At 46.6% G+C, this 16,174-nt stretch carries 19 protein-coding genes; 7 read left to right on the top strand and 12 right to left on the bottom strand.

Translation table 11 applies throughout. From position 1 onward, the window contains the following. Positions 1-9 precede the first annotated feature (9 nt). The 9 genes from EMM73_RS12825 to EMM73_RS12865 all read right to left on the bottom strand — a co-directional run bounded on the left by EMM73_RS12825 (position 10) and on the right by EMM73_RS12865 (position 5,440). Positions 10-315 carry a type II toxin-antitoxin system RelE/ParE family toxin gene (locus tag EMM73_RS12825; RefSeq protein ID WP_127686869.1) on the bottom strand — a complete coding sequence of 102 codons (306 nt, stop codon included), beginning with the start codon at positions 313-315 and terminating at the stop codon, positions 10-12. Beyond that, positions 308-562, bottom strand: coding sequence for a type II toxin-antitoxin system ParD family antitoxin (locus EMM73_RS12830; RefSeq protein ID WP_127686871.1), 255 nt, complete (start codon positions 560-562; stop codon positions 308-310). Before EMM73_RS12830 ends, EMM73_RS12825 begins: the two co-directional genes overlap by 8 nt. Before the next feature lie 155 nt (positions 563-717). Then, a complete protein-coding gene (gene leuE / locus EMM73_RS12835) occupies positions 718-1,365 on the bottom strand; it encodes a leucine efflux protein LeuE (protein WP_127686873.1) in 648 nt (215 codons plus the stop codon). A gap of 135 nt (positions 1,366-1,500) precedes the next feature. Continuing rightward, positions 1,501-3,243, bottom strand: a complete 1,743-nt coding sequence (locus EMM73_RS12840; protein ID WP_127686875.1) for a GGDEF domain-containing protein — start codon at positions 3,241-3,243, stop codon at positions 1,501-1,503. Further along, a complete protein-coding gene (locus tag EMM73_RS12845) occupies positions 3,243-3,518 on the bottom strand; it encodes a hypothetical protein (RefSeq protein WP_127686877.1) in 276 nt (91 codons plus the stop codon). Before EMM73_RS12845 ends, EMM73_RS12840 begins: the two co-directional genes overlap by 1 nt. Before the next feature lie 73 nt (positions 3,519-3,591). Beyond that, on the bottom strand, positions 3,592-4,383 hold the full coding sequence (locus EMM73_RS12850) for an SAM-dependent methyltransferase (protein WP_186435210.1): 792 nt from the start codon (positions 4,381-4,383) through the stop codon (positions 3,592-3,594). Between the two features lie 4 nt (positions 4,384-4,387). After that, on the bottom strand, positions 4,388-4,930 hold the full coding sequence (locus tag EMM73_RS12855) for a GNAT family N-acetyltransferase (RefSeq protein WP_127686879.1): 543 nt from the start codon (positions 4,928-4,930) through the stop codon (positions 4,388-4,390). Continuing rightward, a complete protein-coding gene (locus EMM73_RS12860; RefSeq protein WP_127686881.1) occupies positions 4,927-5,130 on the bottom strand; it encodes a hypothetical protein in 204 nt (67 codons plus the stop codon). The genes EMM73_RS12855 and EMM73_RS12860 overlap by 4 nt, the downstream gene beginning before the upstream one ends. Before the next feature lie 52 nt (positions 5,131-5,182). Further along, positions 5,183-5,440, bottom strand: a complete 258-nt coding sequence (locus EMM73_RS12865) for a hypothetical protein (RefSeq protein ID WP_127686883.1) — start codon at positions 5,438-5,440, stop codon at positions 5,183-5,185. A 217-nt stretch (positions 5,441-5,657) separates the two neighbouring features. Here EMM73_RS12865 and miaB point away from each other — a divergent pair, with 217 nt between their 5' ends. The 5 genes from miaB (at position 5,658) to lnt (ending at position 11,262) form a co-directional block, all read left to right on the top strand. Continuing rightward, positions 5,658-7,085: a tRNA (N6-isopentenyl adenosine(37)-C2)-methylthiotransferase MiaB gene (miaB, locus tag EMM73_RS12870; protein WP_127686885.1), complete on the top strand. Its 1,428-nt coding sequence runs from the start codon at positions 5,658-5,660 to the stop codon at positions 7,083-7,085. Positions 7,086-7,246: 161 nt separating this feature from the next. Further along, positions 7,247-8,311 (top strand): PhoH family protein, encoded by a 1,065-nt coding sequence (locus tag EMM73_RS12875; protein ID WP_127686887.1) that lies wholly within the window; start codon positions 7,247-7,249, stop codon positions 8,309-8,311. Between the two features lie 3 nt (positions 8,312-8,314). After that, positions 8,315-8,776: an rRNA maturation RNase YbeY gene (ybeY, locus tag EMM73_RS12880; protein ID WP_127686889.1), complete on the top strand. Its 462-nt coding sequence runs from the start codon at positions 8,315-8,317 to the stop codon at positions 8,774-8,776. A 74-nt stretch (positions 8,777-8,850) separates the two neighbouring features. Continuing rightward, a complete protein-coding gene (locus EMM73_RS12885) occupies positions 8,851-9,729 on the top strand; it encodes an HlyC/CorC family transporter (RefSeq protein WP_127686891.1) in 879 nt (292 codons plus the stop codon). A gap of 6 nt (positions 9,730-9,735) precedes the next feature. After that, positions 9,736-11,262, top strand: coding sequence for an apolipoprotein N-acyltransferase (gene lnt / locus EMM73_RS12890; protein ID WP_127686893.1), 1,527 nt, complete (start codon positions 9,736-9,738; stop codon positions 11,260-11,262). A 98-nt stretch (positions 11,263-11,360) separates the two neighbouring features. On the opposite strand, the gene EMM73_RS12895 is transcribed toward lnt, so the two are convergent. Beyond that, positions 11,361-13,061 carry an alkaline phosphatase D family protein gene (locus EMM73_RS12895; protein WP_127686895.1) on the bottom strand — a complete coding sequence of 567 codons (1,701 nt, stop codon included), beginning with the start codon at positions 13,059-13,061 and terminating at the stop codon, positions 11,361-11,363. A gap of 310 nt (positions 13,062-13,371) precedes the next feature. Between EMM73_RS12895 and EMM73_RS12900 the strand changes: the two genes are divergently transcribed. Both EMM73_RS12900 and EMM73_RS12905 read left to right on the top strand, forming a co-directional pair. Beyond that, complete coding sequence (locus EMM73_RS12900; protein ID WP_222422660.1) at positions 13,372-14,820, top strand: methyl-accepting chemotaxis protein; 1,449 nt, start codon at positions 13,372-13,374, stop codon at positions 14,818-14,820. After that, positions 14,817-15,347, top strand: a complete 531-nt coding sequence (locus tag EMM73_RS12905) for a DUF6436 domain-containing protein (RefSeq protein WP_127686898.1) — start codon at positions 14,817-14,819, stop codon at positions 15,345-15,347. The genes EMM73_RS12900 and EMM73_RS12905 overlap by 4 nt, the downstream gene beginning before the upstream one ends. Here the strand turns inward: EMM73_RS12905 and EMM73_RS12910 are convergent. Further along, positions 15,344-15,730, bottom strand: a complete 387-nt coding sequence (locus tag EMM73_RS12910) for a DoxX family protein (protein WP_186435211.1) — start codon at positions 15,728-15,730, stop codon at positions 15,344-15,346. The two genes, EMM73_RS12905 and EMM73_RS12910, sit on opposite strands and share 4 nt — an antisense overlap. Positions 15,731-15,758: 28 nt before the next feature. Beyond that, positions 15,759-16,166, bottom strand: a complete 408-nt coding sequence (locus EMM73_RS12915) for an ACT domain-containing protein (RefSeq protein WP_127686902.1) — start codon at positions 16,164-16,166, stop codon at positions 15,759-15,761. Between the last annotated feature and the right edge of the window lie 8 nt (positions 16,167-16,174).

The raw sequence follows: 16,174 nt of genomic DNA on the forward strand, positions 1-16,174 counted from the left end.
AAGGGTGATTTAAAGCCTTTCATCACCAAACTGGTGATGCAAATCCATACGTTGGTGTAATACTCTGGCTACTTCAATACCACGAGGACCAGATCGATAGAAAATAATATGTTTGCCTGATAAAAAGCTTTTAGCGCCACTAAAAACCTCATCCCGCTGTAGCCCTAAGTCGGGATTGTTAGCCAACATCAGCAAAGTATTGTGTAACTTTTCCAGATAAAATCTGGCTTGTTGTTTACCCCAAGTCTCAATTGTCACTGCAGATATGTCTTTGATATCCGACACAGCAAGCGGTGAAAGCTGGTATTCAGCCATTTACGCCACTGCTGACTTCATCAAAAATATCTAATGCACTTTTCGTAGATTTCTCGCCGGCAGCAAGTTGCTCAAAACCGCGTGAAACTTCTTGCCTTAATATTTCCAACTGCTGTTGCTTCGCCATATCTTTTTCGAAAAGCAATCTCAGACCTTCACGGATCACTTCGCTGGCAGAGGTATAAAGCCCTGAAGCTACTTTCTCATTGATACGTTTTTCAAATTCTGAACCTAATGTAATGTTCATACCCACCCCAGCTTAACGCGCATTGAATGCGCACATTATGCGCAGGCAACAAGTATAGTCGTCAACAGAAACAGTTGTATAAACTTTTTAACTACGACAAGGCAAAATTTGCTATCAACTACAATTCAAAAATTCTACTGAAATTAACCTTGCTTTCAAGCCAAAGCTAATCTCACCGCAAAGCCGGTAAACAAAAGCCCTAACAGCAAATTCCCGGCCTGTCCTGCTTTGGGTTGGTCTTTAAAGAAGCCCGCTATGGCGGCGCCTGCGTAAATCAGCGTGGTTAAGTACAGCAGGCTGACCAGCTCCAGCACCAGCGCTAATACCAGATAAGGCACCCAGTTAGGGTTAAAACTGGCATCGATAAACTGGATAAAAAACGACAGGAAAAACAAAATGGCTTTGGGGTTGGTCAGGCTTAATAACAACGACTTACGAAATACCGAGCCGGTTTTTACCGTTGCAGTCAGATCTACAGGCGCATCCGGATCTGGCTTAGCGGCGGGCTGGCGCAAACTCAATAAAATTTGTACGCCGATAAAAAGTAAATAAGCAGCGCCTAAGTAGCGGATCCAGCGGAACAATTCAGGTGAAGCTAACAGCACGGAGGCAAGCCCAAGGTAGGACAGCAAAATCAAGGTCGCATCACCTAACAACACAGCAGCAAGAGCCCGCCAGGCATGGGTTGGCCCCAACACTATGCTGGTTTTCAGCACAAACAGGCTGTTTGGCCCTGGCATCAGGATGATAACCACCACGCCAGCCAAAAAAGTCCAAAACTGAATTACGCCAAAGGCTTCCATTGTTTCCTCTACGGGGTAAGTCCTTGCATGTTGCAGTAGGGTCTGGCACTTGCTGCCTGACCCTAATAGTTCCCTGAGCCGATCTGGTGGCTCGGGGTCAGGCTTAAAAGCCAGACCCCTTACCTGACTCCGTTATTACACTTCCGGCATCACTTTATTGCGGCCTCGTTGTTTGGCCTGATACAGCGCTTCGTCGGCACTGGAGAACAATTTACGGGCACTGTAGCCGCAATCCTGCGCTGTGCTGACACCAAGGCTTGCCGTTACATTAAAGCTGTGCCCTATCAAAGCTGTATCAATATCCTCTATCGCCTGACGCACTGATTCAGCCAAAGCACGGCTCATGTCTAAATCGCAGTCTTGCAGCAAAATGGCAAACTCTTCGCCGCCTATACGGCCTAAAGCGTCGCTTTTACGCAAACATTGCTGCGCTGCGGTGGCCGCCTGTTGTAATACCCAGTCGCCGGTTTGATGACCGTAGTTATCATTCACCTGCTTAAAATGGTCCAGGTCAAACAACACAAAACCGAGTTTTTGCTGCTGGCTTTGCGCCTGATTTAAGCTGCTAGCCAATAAATCTTCAAAATGATCCCGGCTAAATACTTTGGTTAACTTATCAAAAGTAACCCGCTCTTTCAGCTTAATGCCGGAGCGATGCGTCCGGTATAACACAGTGACCAGCAGTAATAGCAAGGTGACGGCCACCAGCAGGTACAGCCTGTTATTGACAGATTCGGCCATGGCCAAGTCGTTTTCCAGTTGCAGCTGCCGGGTTTGCTGATTCAACAGGCTAATTTCCTGTTTACGCTGCGCCGCCTGCATCAGGGCCGCATAATAGGCCAGCGCCGCTGTCATTTGCCTGTTATTGGCTTTTTGATAGGTGTGCTGATACAGCTCAAGGTACTGCACTACTTTTTGCTGATCACCCAGTAATTTATAACTCGCAGCCAGGCCCTGATAGGCCAGTAAGGCCACTTCAAGCGAATTTTCCATAGCTTTGGAATGTAAGGAGTTTTCAAGCTGTTTTGCACTGTCCTTTGCGGCAGTTTTATTTTGATGGGTCGCATAAGCGCTGGCACGAATGGCCAGCCACATCAACGTTAAATTGTCGTATCCCAGTTGGCTTACTGCTGCATTTTTTGTCTGCAGTAAGTCTAAAGCCAATTCAGGTTGATGCTGATTCAGGTAAATAATGCTAATGGCGCTGTCTGTTAACAAAGCATACAGCATTTGATTTTCAACAAAACACTGCTCGTTATCTGTTTTTATTTGTTCTAATGGCTTAACAAAAACACTACTTTTGTAGGCAATCTGGCTGGTTAAGTATAAGGCGGCACAACGAACTCTGGCTGATACTTTTTCAAGCTGTATTTTCCGCACTAAATTTGCAGACTCGTCATACAAACCAGAATCCATCAAAGCTAAGGCCATTGCCATAAGACCACTTGCTTTTACTTCATCTGCCACTTCAACAAATTGTTCATCACTAAACTGTAAACCATAACTAAATGCCTGATAAAAATTGCCCGTATGCTGGTGTAAATTCACCAAAGACACTACAGCTCTGTATTTTAAGGTTAGATCTTCAGACAGATTAAGTACTTTGAGCAGTGACGATTCGGCAACCGCATAATCGCTGCGTAAAATCGCAGCGCGCCCGACATAAAATGCCAATGTGATTTTATCTTGTGCGCTCCAGCCAAGAGCAGGCTCAGCAGAGAGCTTATCTACATGCTCAATAAAAGCTTTGGTATTAGAGCTAAATAATGACTCAAAAGTATCTACATCAAGTGAATTGGCTGCCATAGCTGAAGGCATAAAAATGCCGGCCAAAATGGCCATAAGCAATACATCAAACCATGACAGCCAGTTTTTCATTACACTGCAGCTTTTAAACTTTGAGGCTTTTGGTCTTTTTCTTCTTCATCATCAGGCTCTTGATCGTCCGGCTTGTCAGGCAAAACACAGCAGACGATATCGCCGCTGGTTTTGACCATAGTGGCAATAGCATTACGATCGCCAGACAAAATCACGCTGATTTGCTGTTCAGTGAGGCCTTGTTGTTCCATACGCTCACGCAGCTGTTCAGGGTTTAATGAACGCAATTCCGCACTTGAACCAAAACTGGTAATAAAACTCAGTAAATTACTCATAGATTTTCCTTTTTTGTTGTGAACACGATAGCATTTTTTTGCGGTTAAATTCAGAGTCCCAATTTGAGCTGTCTCAAGTTTCATGCATTAAAGCAGCTAATTTCGCCTGCATCGCCAAATTAGGCATTAGCTTTTCTGCCGGCGGTAAGACCAGCGTTGTATGCAAAAAAATATCTGCATCAGGCAACTCTGCCAAATTGACCTGCTGCATTCTGGGTTCGCCAATCGGCAAAGTGCAGGCTTCATACAAAATAACCGGATGCTGTGCCGGGTAATACTCAGACAGCAGCTCGACCAATAACGCCAATCGCTGTGTATTGGTATGAAAACGAGCTGTGGATAGATCCCCAGCCACTCCGGCTTGCCATAAAATCAGATAAGCACTTGGGTCAATCCGGCGCTGGTAAATCATCAGTTGGGTGGTTTCAAAGTGCTGACAACCGTAACGACCGGGATCAATAGCTAAATCGGCAAACAAGCAGTCTTCGGCTGACACACCAGGTTCCATATGAGCTTTGTAGCCTTGTTGCCTCGCCTCCGCAATAGCTTTATGCGGCACCCAGGCAAAAACACCAGGGTGACCATAAAATGCTCCCACTACCTTTTTACCGGCATGAACTTCGGCCAACATGGCGTCTACCATCTGGCGGTAACTGATTTTCCTGTCCTGGCCTTCAGAGTAATACCGCTGCAGGCTGCGTACATCAGGATGCATTGCTTCCAGCCATTTCTCGACCACACCATGTGACATTAGTGAAAAAACCACATCGGCCTGCTCTATATAACTTTGACTTAATGGCGTGATATGGGACGCCATCGTCATTCCAGTACCCACACAGACTAAAGAACCCGAAACTGTTGTCATTAATTTAGTTACCATTCATGCATAGATAAGGTGGTCGCTGGTTAAGCTCAACCCAATAATTTCGTTCTAATTGCCAGAACCAATACTCGCCATCACTACTTACTCTCTGCACACTTAGTCGCCTGAGCAAACGAGCGGAAGCTAAATGATTGATCTGGTGTTTAGCTACCACAGTGTCAAGCCGCCATTGCCTGAAACCAAAGTTAATCAAACCAGACAGGATCGGAACCGAATACCCCTTAAAGCAAAATTCTGGCGACAACATCAAACCGAACTCAGCCACACCTTGTTGTTGCGTTATAAGCGCCGCAATCCCAATCTTAGTGCCGTCCGCCTCAGATACAGACCAGTAATAGTAGACAGAATCAGACTTTGGTGTCAGAGCCTGCTGGAACAACCGAGTGGCCTTTTTATCAGTTAATGGCGTGCCTATGTACTGCATAACCATCGGATCATTAAAAAGACCTATAAACAATGTCCTGTCGCCGGAATCCAAAGGCGTAAGTTCGAAGCCTTGATGCCGTATATGCCTTTGCTCCAATCTCATCTTGCGTCTGCCACCTTAATCAAGCCCATAGCGTTATCGGCAGAGCGGTCAAAAATACAATATTTATTATTCATCACCGGCAAACCCAAAATACCCTGACTGGCCCAGCCTGCTAACTGGCTGGCGATTAAAAACATGGCCTGGCCCTCTGCGGGCGCATTGATTTGCCAATACGCACTGGATTCTACCCTTAAAACCACGTCGGATTGATGACAATCATTCCCTATGAGGGTTAGTGAAATAGCTGGTCAGTCAGAGAGTTGCAACTGCTCTAGCGGCAAACCCAGCATCGAGTTTCTGGCCAACAGCGTCATAACTCATGATCTGAACATCAGCGCTCAGCTCAACCACAGTATCTTCATAAGGCTGATAAACACTGTGCCGCACAGCCAAAGCAGCAGATCCGATGTCCAACAGCAGATTGACTGGCTGCCGTTGGCTACCTATCCGCAAAGCAGCGGTATAGCACCCCTCGGCATAGGCCATAGTGATAGGTAGAACCAACATCATAAACTTGCTTGCACCTTTCACCGTAGGCCAGCACGGCGGGGGGATAAAAATTCACTTTAATTGCGAAGCACCGCAACTGGCAAGACAGATCAAGGCTAAAAAGCTATAAATGAACAAATCCGGCAGAAGCCGATCCACTGCTGGCACTTCAAGAGCTACTAGGATAAAATGCGCGTCCTTTTTCTTGGCGTTAACTTTTTTACGGGCTAGAACACAAATGGGCAAAAAGCTGCACATTAAGACCTGGGGCTGCCAGATGAACGAATACGATTCATCCAAAATGGCGGACCTGCTGGATGCAACTCATGGCTACACTCTGACTGAAGATGCTGCTGAAGCGGACGTGATCCTGCTGAACACCTGCTCTATTCGTGAGAAGGCACAGGAGAAGGTATTCCATCAGTTAGGTCGCTGGCGTCCGCTGAAAAAGAAAAACCCGGATCTGATTATTGCGGTGGGTGGTTGCGTCGCTTCACAGGAAGGCAAAGCCATTCGTGATCGCGCCCCTTATGTCGACATCGTGTTCGGGCCACAAACCCTGCACCGTTTGCCGGAAATGATTAACGCTGTGCATGGCGACCGCTCTCCTGTGGTGGATGTATCCTTCCCTGAAATCGAAAAGTTTGACCGCCTGCCAGAGCCTAAAGCCGATGGCCCAACGGCTTTCGTATCTATTATGGAAGGCTGCTCTAAGTACTGTACCTTCTGCGTAGTGCCTTACACCCGTGGCGAAGAAGTCAGCCGCCCACTGGATGATGTCTTGCTGGAAGTAGCCCAACTGGCGGAACAAGGTGTACGTGAAGTCAATCTGTTGGGTCAAAACGTCAACGCCTACCGTGGTGAAACTTTTGATGGCGAAATCTGCCATTTCTCTGAGTTATTGCGTTTAGTCGCGGCCATAGACGGCATTGACCGAATTCGTTACACCACGTCGCACCCTGTTGAATTTACAGACGATATTATCGAAGTATACCGTGACGTGCCTGAGCTGGTGGATCACCTGCATTTACCTGTGCAATCAGGTTCAGACCGTATTCTGGCGCTGATGAAACGTAACCATACCGCCATCGAATACAAATCAAAAATTCGTGCCCTGAAAAAAGTACGACCGAATTTATGTATGTCGTCTGACTTTATTATCGGCTTCCCTGGTGAAACCGCAGAAGACTTCGAAGCCACTATGGATTTAATCAAAGCCATCAACTTTGATATGAGCTTCAGCTTTATCTACAGCGCACGTCCTGGTACACCAGCAGCAGATTTACCGGACGATGTATCGGAAGATGAGAAAAAACAACGTCTGTATATACTGCAGGACCGTATAAACCAGCAGTCATTGCAAATTGCCCGTGCTATGCTCGGCACTGAACAACGTATTCTGGTGGAAGGCCCGTCGAAAAAAGACATTATGGAACTGACCGGACGTACGGAAAACAATCGTGTGGTGAACTTTGAAGGTTCGCCAGATATGATTGGTCAGTTTGTAGATATTTTAGTGACAGATGTCTTTACCAACTCATTAAAAGGTAAAGTGATCCGCACTGAAAAAGACATGGATTTACGTCGTGAAGTATCGCCACAACAAATTATGGCAGCTAAAGCGGCAAAAACAGACGAATTGGGAGTGGCAACTTTTACTCCTTAAGAAGATATCTTCACTACACCAGCCAAAGTAATTGGCGTTGCAGCGCGACGACAAGGGCGGCAGTCCCCTGGAGCATAGTTCACTATGTGACTGGGGCTGGTGCACCAGGTCAACAAAGCGGCAGCGTCTGGTACTAAGGCTAAACAAAAGAGACAGGACTTTTGGATAATCCAATAACCAGCTTAGAATTTTCTCTCTCCCCTTTTGAACCTCAGCGTCTGGCTTTTTTATGGGGCCCCTTTGACGATAACTTACGTCAGATTGAACGCCGCTACCGTGTCCAAGTGTCCTACCGCGATAATCAGCTGCGTTTAGTCGGCTTAACGGATCAGCTTGAGCCGGTAAAACACATTATCGAAACTCTGTATAGCGAAACCACCACTGCCCAGGGCAAGGCTGTGCCGTTAAGCCCGGAGCAAGTGCATCTGGTGATCCAGCAACAGCAGCAGGACCCGACAGAGCAGCAGTTCGACGAAGAACAGGTCAGTATCAAAACCAAAAAAGGTGCCGTCAAAGGCCGCAACGCCAATCAAAGTGCTTATGTGCGCAATATTCAGCGTCACGACGTCACTTTTGGTATTGGCCCTGCAGGTACAGGCAAAACCTATTTAGCTGTGGCTTGTGCGGTCGACTCGCTGGAAAAAGGTGAAGTTCGCCGTATAGTGCTGACCCGCCCTGCGGTCGAAGCCGGTGAGAAACTGGGCTTTTTACCTGGTGATTTAGCCCAGAAAGTTGACCCTTACCTGCGGCCTTTGTACGACGCTTTATTTGAAATGTTAGGTTTTGAAAAAGTAGAAAAGTACTTAGAGCGTGGCGTGATTGAAATAGCCCCTCTGGCTTATATGCGTGGCCGTACTTTAAGCGATGCTTTTATTATTCTGGATGAAAGCCAGAACACCACAGTGGAACAAATGAAGATGTTCCTGACCCGTATTGGCTTTAACGCCAAAGCGGTGATCACAGGCGATGTTACGCAAGTGGATTTACCACGGGGCCAGTACTCAGGCTTAAAGCACGCGATGGATGTATTGTCCGATGTGCCGGAGCTGAGTTTTAACTTCTTTAAAGCCAAAGACGTGGTGCGTCATCCCGTGGTACAAAAAATTGTCATGGCGTACGAGGCTTTTGAAGAGAAAAAGCAACAAGCGCTTGAGGCTGAAAAACAAGCTGCAAAGCTTGTAGCAAAAGAAGCCGCCCAAGCTGCAGCTAATACGAGTAAAGACTAAACCATGAGCATTACCCTGGATTTACAGCTGGCAAGCGAAGCGCAAAACCTGCCTACAGAAGCTCAATTTCAGCACTGGCTGGAAGCCGCTATTTTGCCGTTTCAGGAAATAGCAGAAGTCACAGTGCGTATTGTCGACGAAGAAGAAAGTCAGCAATTAAACTTTGATTATCGCGAAAAAGATAAACCGACTAACGTGCTGAGCTTTCCTTTTGAACTACCACCTGGTGTCGAAGAATTGCCATTATTAGGTGATTTAGTGATTTGTGCACAGGTGGTGGCTGCTGAAGCGAAAGAGCAAGGCAAAGAATTACACCATCACTGGGCTCATATGGTGGTGCACGGTTGCTTGCATTTATTGGGCTTTGACCATATAAATGACGCAGACGCTGAAGAGATGGAAGCAGAAGAAATTCTGATTTTGCAGCAATTGGGTATAAAGAACCCTTATATTTTAGAAGATTAACTGGTATTTTGTTTCTCACTTACCCCAATGATTGTGGGTATTATTTTTAAACTACTTGGAGCTTAAGTTCACTCATGGGTGACGACCATTCCCACTCTAGTCGGGGTTCTGCAACAAAATCCTGGCTTGACAGAATAGCAGCGATTTTTACTGCAGAACCACAAGATTTATCTGATCTGGTTGAAGTTATTAATGAAGCTGCCATGCGCAAGCTGATTGATAACGACACTCAAAGTATGTTGCAGGGTGTTTTGGATGTCTCCAAAATGCGCGCCCGCGACATTATGGTGCCCCGCTCGCAGATGGCCACCATTAACATTGACCAGTCCCTTGAGCAAATGATGCCGCTGCTGTTGGAAAATAACCACAGCCGTTATCCAGTGGTCAACGAAGACAAAGACCATATCGAAGGCATTCTGCTGGTGAAAGACTTACTGCAGCATAGCTTACAAGGCAACACAGAATGGAACCTGCGTGATTTATTGCGTCCTGCGGTGATCATTCCTGAAAGCAAAAGAGTGGATGCCTTATTAAAAGAATTCCGCCAGAAACGTTACCATATGGCCATAGTGGTCGACGAATACGGTGGCGTGTCCGGCCTTATTACCATTGAAGATATCCTTGAACAAATTGTCGGCGAAATCGAAGACGAACACGACGATGAAGAAGATGTAGATATCAAAAAAATGGCCAGCCATGTCTATCAGGTCAGTGCTTTAACCCCTGTAGATGAGTTTAACGAAAGTTTCGGCACCAGCTTCGATGAAGAAGAAGCCGGCACTATAGGCGGTATTGTGCTGCATGCTTTTGGTCATATGCCGGAAAAAGGCGAAACTATTGAACTGCAAAATCTGACCTTTAAAGTCAGCAAAGCCAATAGCAGACGTCTGGTGCAGCTGCAGGTTATTCGCGCCAAAACTGCAGCAGACACTTCAGCGCTACAGAAGGATTAACTTTTTTTGTTGTCGAAAACGACCTGGTTCCCAGCCCTGCTTTTAGCAGGGCTGGGTGCATTAAACACCTTAGCTTTTGCCCCTTTTACTTACCATATGTTGCCACTGCTGACTCTGTCTGTGTTGGCCTGGTATCTGCTGCAGGCGCAAAATCCAAAACAAGCGGCCCTGTTTGGTTATGCTTATGGCTTAGGCTGGTTTGGTGTAGGTATTAGCTGGGTGCATGTCAGTATTGCTACCTTTGGTGGTATGCCGCTGATTGCCAGTTTGGCTATTATGGCAGTGCTGGTAGCTTATCTGGCTTTATTCCCTGCCCTTGCCATCTGGTTTAGCTGGCGTTTTCGCGGCAATTTCTGGTATCCGCTGCTGTTAGCCTCCAGCTGGTTTATCGCTGAAAATATCCGTTCCTGGTTCTTAACGGGTTTCCCCTGGTTGTCTGTAGGTTACAGTCAAACCGATGGCTGGATGGCACCCTGGGCGCCCGTCGTAGGCGAAACCGGCATCAGCTTTTTAATGCTGTTAATAGCGGGCTCTGTCGCTGTTGCTGTGCAACGTAAGTTATGGGTTTGGCCTGCGATAGCCGCCATAGTATTGATAGTCAGCCCAGCTCTGGACACAATCAAAGGCTGGCAAGAGACAGGCGAGCAGGTCAAGGTTGCCTTAGTACAAGGCAATATAGCGCAGGATTTACGCTGGGATCCGGAGCAAGAAGCTATCACTATGCGCAAGTATATGGAGCTGAGCCGTCCACACTTGAATGCCGATATTATGATTTGGCCTGAAGCGGCCATTCCACAACTTGAACCTTTGGCTTTGGCGTATTTATTTAATCTGGATATGCTGGCGGCAGAAAACAATACGGCTGTGGTCACAGGTATTCTGGATTATAAAGAAAACGGTGATGCCTATAACGGCATGATAGTTCTGGGTAAATCAGGCAAAGAAGCCACTGGCGGCGATTACAGATACAGCACCAGCAATCGCTACCGGAAACATCATTTATTGCCTGTTGGCGAATTTGTACCTTTTCAGGACGTACTGAAATATGTGGCTCCGCTGTTTAACTTGCCAATGAGTTCGTTCAGTCGTGGCGACTGGCTGCAACCCAATTTACAGGCCAATGGCTATTCGCTGCTAGCCGCTTTGTGTTTTGAGATTGCCTTTCCACGCCAGATGATTGCCAATTTCAACGACAACACTGACTTTCTGCTAACGGTCAGCAACGACGCCTGGTTTGGTGATTCTATAGGTCCCCATCAGCATCTGGAAATTGCCCGAATGCGCGCGCTGGAATTAGGTCGCCCTCTGCTGCGAGCCACCAATAACGGCATTACAGCCACAGTGGCAGCTGATGGCAAAGAGCTAAATCGTTTACCTCAGTTTGAAGAAGGGGTATTAACTGGCGACGTTGCATTAGTGCAAGGCCGCACGCTATACAGTATTTGGAGCGACTGGCCAGTACTTATACTGAGCCTGTTTTCTGTTGGATTTTTGAGCTTAAGACGCTACCAGTTGGCGAAACAAGCGAAGTAAAACAACTCTATCTGGTTGCGCTTACGCGCAACGCGCTATGCCCGGCGCACCCACTAAAAAAGCCACCGCGAGGTGGCTTTTTGGTATTTAAAGGTAAACTAAAGCTTATAACTTTGCTGATGCCCTAACCTGGTCTGATACTGCTTTGTCGTAATGTCATCGACAAAAAACCACTGTGCGTCCATTTGCTCTTTGCCAAAAGCTACCAACAAAAAACCACGCTGATGCAAATTGCAGTAGTCCAGCTCGTTGATCAATTTCGGCAACACCTTGGCCAGATGCTCAACTTGAGCTGTATTCAACTTCAGATAGGTTTCAATACCAGGCGAACTGACTGAAGGGGTCGCCAACTCTACTCCCACTTTCTTACCTTGCTGATCATGTAAAGTCGAAGCCCAGGCGTTGTGAGTATCACCTGCCAATACCACCAGTTGCCTGTTCTGCTGCTGCGCAGTTTGATAAATCAGTTCACGCTCGTAAGGATAGCCATCCCAGGCATCCAGGTTATAAGCGACAACAGACTCGATACGTTGCTTGTCTGTTGCACTCAGACTGGTATCAGCTTCAGCTACACGCTGCTTTAACGCTGCTAACTGGGCAATTTTTTCGACTAACTCAGGGCCTGGCTTAGAAAATGCCGACAACAACTCAGATGGAAACAGCATCTTCGCCATCAATACCTGCTGACCTAACACCTGATACTGAGCTTTAGAGCGCATTAATTGAGTTTGCAGCCATTGCTGCTGTTTTTGCCCAAGCAAAGTTCGGTTTTGACTGGTCAAATCGCTGATAAAACGCTTAGTGTCAAAAGCTTTGGTGCTTTGATCGGTGTAGTCTTTATACTCCAACTGCACATTACGCCCTTCAATCCGCGTATCGAGCATATACAAATCAACTAAATCACCAAAAACAAAGCTGCGATACAAACTTTGTTGCTGTCCTGAAACCAAAGGACGTATTGGCATCCACTCATAATAGGCCTGCAGCGCGTTCAATTTGCGAGCCTGATAATCACCTTCATCTGGCTGATGGTTTTCAGCACCATCTGTCCAGGCATCATTGGTAATCTCGTGATCATCCCAAACACAAATAAAACTGTGGCTGGCATGAGCTTGCTGTAAATCTTTATCACTGCGATACAAAGCATATCTGTTGCGATAATCTGTCAAACTGATAATTTCGTTCTGATTATCTGCTGCCAGAGTCCTGCCTAATTCAACAGAACGCTCTGCGGCATAACCGCCTTGCTGGTATTCATAAATATAATCGCCCAAATGCAGCACTGCATCCAACTCTTGTTGTGCCACTTGCTGATACACATGGAAATAACCAGCTGGATAGTTTGAGCAAGACAAGACTGCAAAACGAACCTGAGACACAGAACCTACTGGCAGTGTTTTACCATGGCCGACCGCGGATACTGTATTGCTATCTCTAAAACGATAATAGTAACTGCGGCCCGGCTCTAAACCTGTTAAATCTACTTTACAGCTGTAGTTGGCTTCTTTGCGCGCCAAACACAGCTGTTGATGTTGTATCGCGGAAAAATCTGCGCTGTCACTTACCTCCAATAGTAACTGCACAGAATCAGGTTCTTGCTCAGCTGTAACTTTAGTCCATAAAATTAAGCGATCAGCTAAAGGATCGCCACTGGCAACACCATGTAAAAACTGTATTGAGCTGGGGTTGGTGGCTGTCTTGACTGAGCTGCTGCAACCAAGTACTGCAGTACTCAACCAGGCAGCGCCGGTTAAAAAAGCACTGTTTTTAAGAAAATCGCGTCTGCTGAAATTCGACATAGTCCCTCCGAAAAAAAACTACTCTAGTCAGCTTTCATGATTTTTTGATGACGAAAATCAGTAAAAAAATATACTTTATCCTAAGAATACAGGTGTTTAACTCAATAGTTGCTCTATTATTATTCTAAAGCGTAAACCAATACAAAAAATAAAAATTAGACCGCACAGCTTTAAATTGATAAAATTGATAAAATCAAAACATAGATACTGAATTCTATTATTCTAGTAAAAACGCTAGTTTCGCAAAGCTATCAGGTCAAACGAGGTTCTTATGCACATCTACCCATTCCGTCAGCAAGCATTCCGTATAATGAACAGTATTAACCTGGCACTGATGTTGTTATCTCTGGCACTAGCCAGCTGGCATCAAAGCTGGGGAGCCGCTTTACTCATTGGCCTGCCCGCCTTAATTGTTCCTTTTGTACTGTACAAGACCTTAAGGGACCATCGCTTGTCTCGTATCGCCTTTGGCGTGTCTTTTATGTTGTTTTGCGCTTTGCATATTCATCAATCCAACGGTGTGACTGAGCTGCACTTTGGTATTTTTGTGTTGTTAGCGGTGTTAAGCGCCTTTAGAGACTGGATGGTGATAGCAGTGGCTGCTGGCACTATAGCTGTGCATCACTTGTTATTTGCTTACCTGCAAACTCAGCATAATGCTGTGTTTTTACTGCCGGCACAGGACGCAACTTTTAGCAACGTCATGGTACATGCCGCTTATGTAGTAGTTGAATCTGCAGTGCTTATTATTATAACCCTGAATTCCTACAAAGAGGCTATGGTGGGCCTGGCGTTCTCGGAGACGACCAAAGAGTTGGTCGCTGACCCTGCTCAAATCAATCTCACTGTACGTTGTCCCGATATCCAATCACGCCTGGTACAACAATTTAATCAAGCGCTGGAGGGTATTCAGCACACAGTACAAACCATTCATCAATCAGTGGCTATGCTTCACCAGGAGAGTGCACATTTGTCTGAGGACGGACAACAACTGGTCTTAGGTATGAATGAGCAAAACACTCAGGTAAAACGCATTGCAGCCGGTTCTGAAAAAATGGCGCAAAGTATTGAAGCACTGGGGGAATTAGCTGCAGCTGTGCTTTCTGCAGCCAAGCAAGCGGAACAAAGTTCGGTGTCGGGAAAAGCATCGGTCGACCAAACCATATCTGCAATCTCTACTTTGGCCGTTACCTTGCGAGATGCGGGACAAAAAGTCGATAGTATGGCCTTATCCAGCAAAGAAATCACAACAGTACTTGAGGTGATTAAAAGCGTTGCCGAACAAACCAATTTGCTGGCTTTAAACGCCGCTATAGAGGCGGCAAGGGCAGGAGAACAAGGCCGGGGTTTTGCGGTTGTTGCAGACGAAGTTCGTACTCTGGCAAGCCGTACTCAGCAATCTACTGAACAAATTCAGCGTATGATCCAAACCTTAACAGATGCAAGCCAGAGTTCGGTACGCTCAGTTCAACATTGTTTAAGCCAGGTCGATCATACCGTTAGTTTAGCCAAACGCAGTGATGAGTTACTGAGCACTATTACAGGCGAAGCCCAGTCCGTAGCAAGCTCAGCGGGCATTATGGCAAGTTCTTTAGAGCAACAACGCAATGCCAGCTCAGAGATGGCACAAGCCGCGCTGTACTTGAACGACAGCACCACCACTCAAATGCAGCGTAGCAAAAAAGTAAAACAAAGCACAACCCAGATTGAACAGGTAGCCAACCAGCTGGCGACTGAAGCCAACAGATTCAGCAGTTGAAACAACAACGCACAACCAGCCGAGTAAAAGCTGCTGTAGTTTTGCTCATACTCTGGATCACGAGTAGCGCAGCAGCTTTTTATTGGTTTTTTTTAAATCATTATGGTGTATTCGATGAGCAAGGTTTGTGGCAACAACAGCCACTTTTACCAGCGCAAGTACAACACAAACTACGCCAACAGCTGCTGCCCGACAATACATGGCAAGCTGTGCTGATCACTGACCCAGACTGCAGCTGCAGCTCTTTTGCTAAGGGGCATTTACAGCGGATGCAACAACGTCAGTCTGATTTGGCGATCAAAGAGCTGGAACTGGAAGAAGCCAAAGCACTTGGGCTGGATGTCATAGCCGCGCCGCTATTATTGCTGTTTCAGCATCAACAACTGCTTTACGCCGGCCCCCTCGCCACAGATTTGCTATGTAGCGATAACGCCAGCCTGCTGGATGGCATTATCAGGGGCACTACGCAATTGCCCGGCTTTTGGCTGAATGGTGAAAATACAGCCTGCCGTTGCCTGGTCCCTTAACGTCGTGAGGGCAAATGATGTACTGCAACTGACAGTAACACTAGTATTAACAAAGCACTGAATTCAGCGCCATTGCGGCCAGGCCCTACCACAAACCAGCCTGCTTTGGCGTGCAGAATTGCGATACCAGTGGCGTAAATCCCAACATACCCCAAACACACCAAAGTGACATAGCGGTTGAGTGCCAGAAACAAGGTGCCGATAATTTCAAAAGCCGTAATAGCGACTGCTATTAATACTCCCATGGGCCAGCCCTGATTATCCAACCACTGACCAAAGGGTCCTATACCGCCGTTTAAGGCCCTGTGCCAACCGTGTGCGCCTATGAGTCCAGCCAGAGCCAGTCGCAATGTGCCCCAACCAAATACTTGTTGTAGTGACATCACTTCTTCCTTTATTCCTTTATCAGTTTTACAAGGTTTTACTTTGCTGCAGCTGTTGTAAGGCTTGCAGCGCGGCTTCTGCCTGATGCACAGGCACCAGAATATGATCATGAAAAGCGCCGGCAAATACATTACAACTTAAACCAGCATTAGCTAATACCGTAGCAAAGGCTGCGGTTAACCCCACAGCTTGTAAGTCAGAATGTACCCTTAGGCTGATCCAACGCGCTCTGAACAAAATATCCAGCTGATAGTCCGTTGCCTGCTGTTCTGTCAGCACTAAAGTCAGACCTTCTTTTTCTTTAAAGGTGGCCAGAGGTACAGGACCCTGCCAGCTTTTATCCAAAGGCCAGACAGAATACACATACACCTCTGGCTCCAGTGTCGGCTGCATAGTACTGAGCAACTGATCCAGAGCTTGAATAACCACTGTCATTGTTGATC

The organism is Rheinheimera sediminis, from assembly GCF_004005375.1.
In the GTDB taxonomy this organism is placed as follows: domain Bacteria; phylum Pseudomonadota; class Gammaproteobacteria; order Enterobacterales; family Alteromonadaceae; genus Pararheinheimera.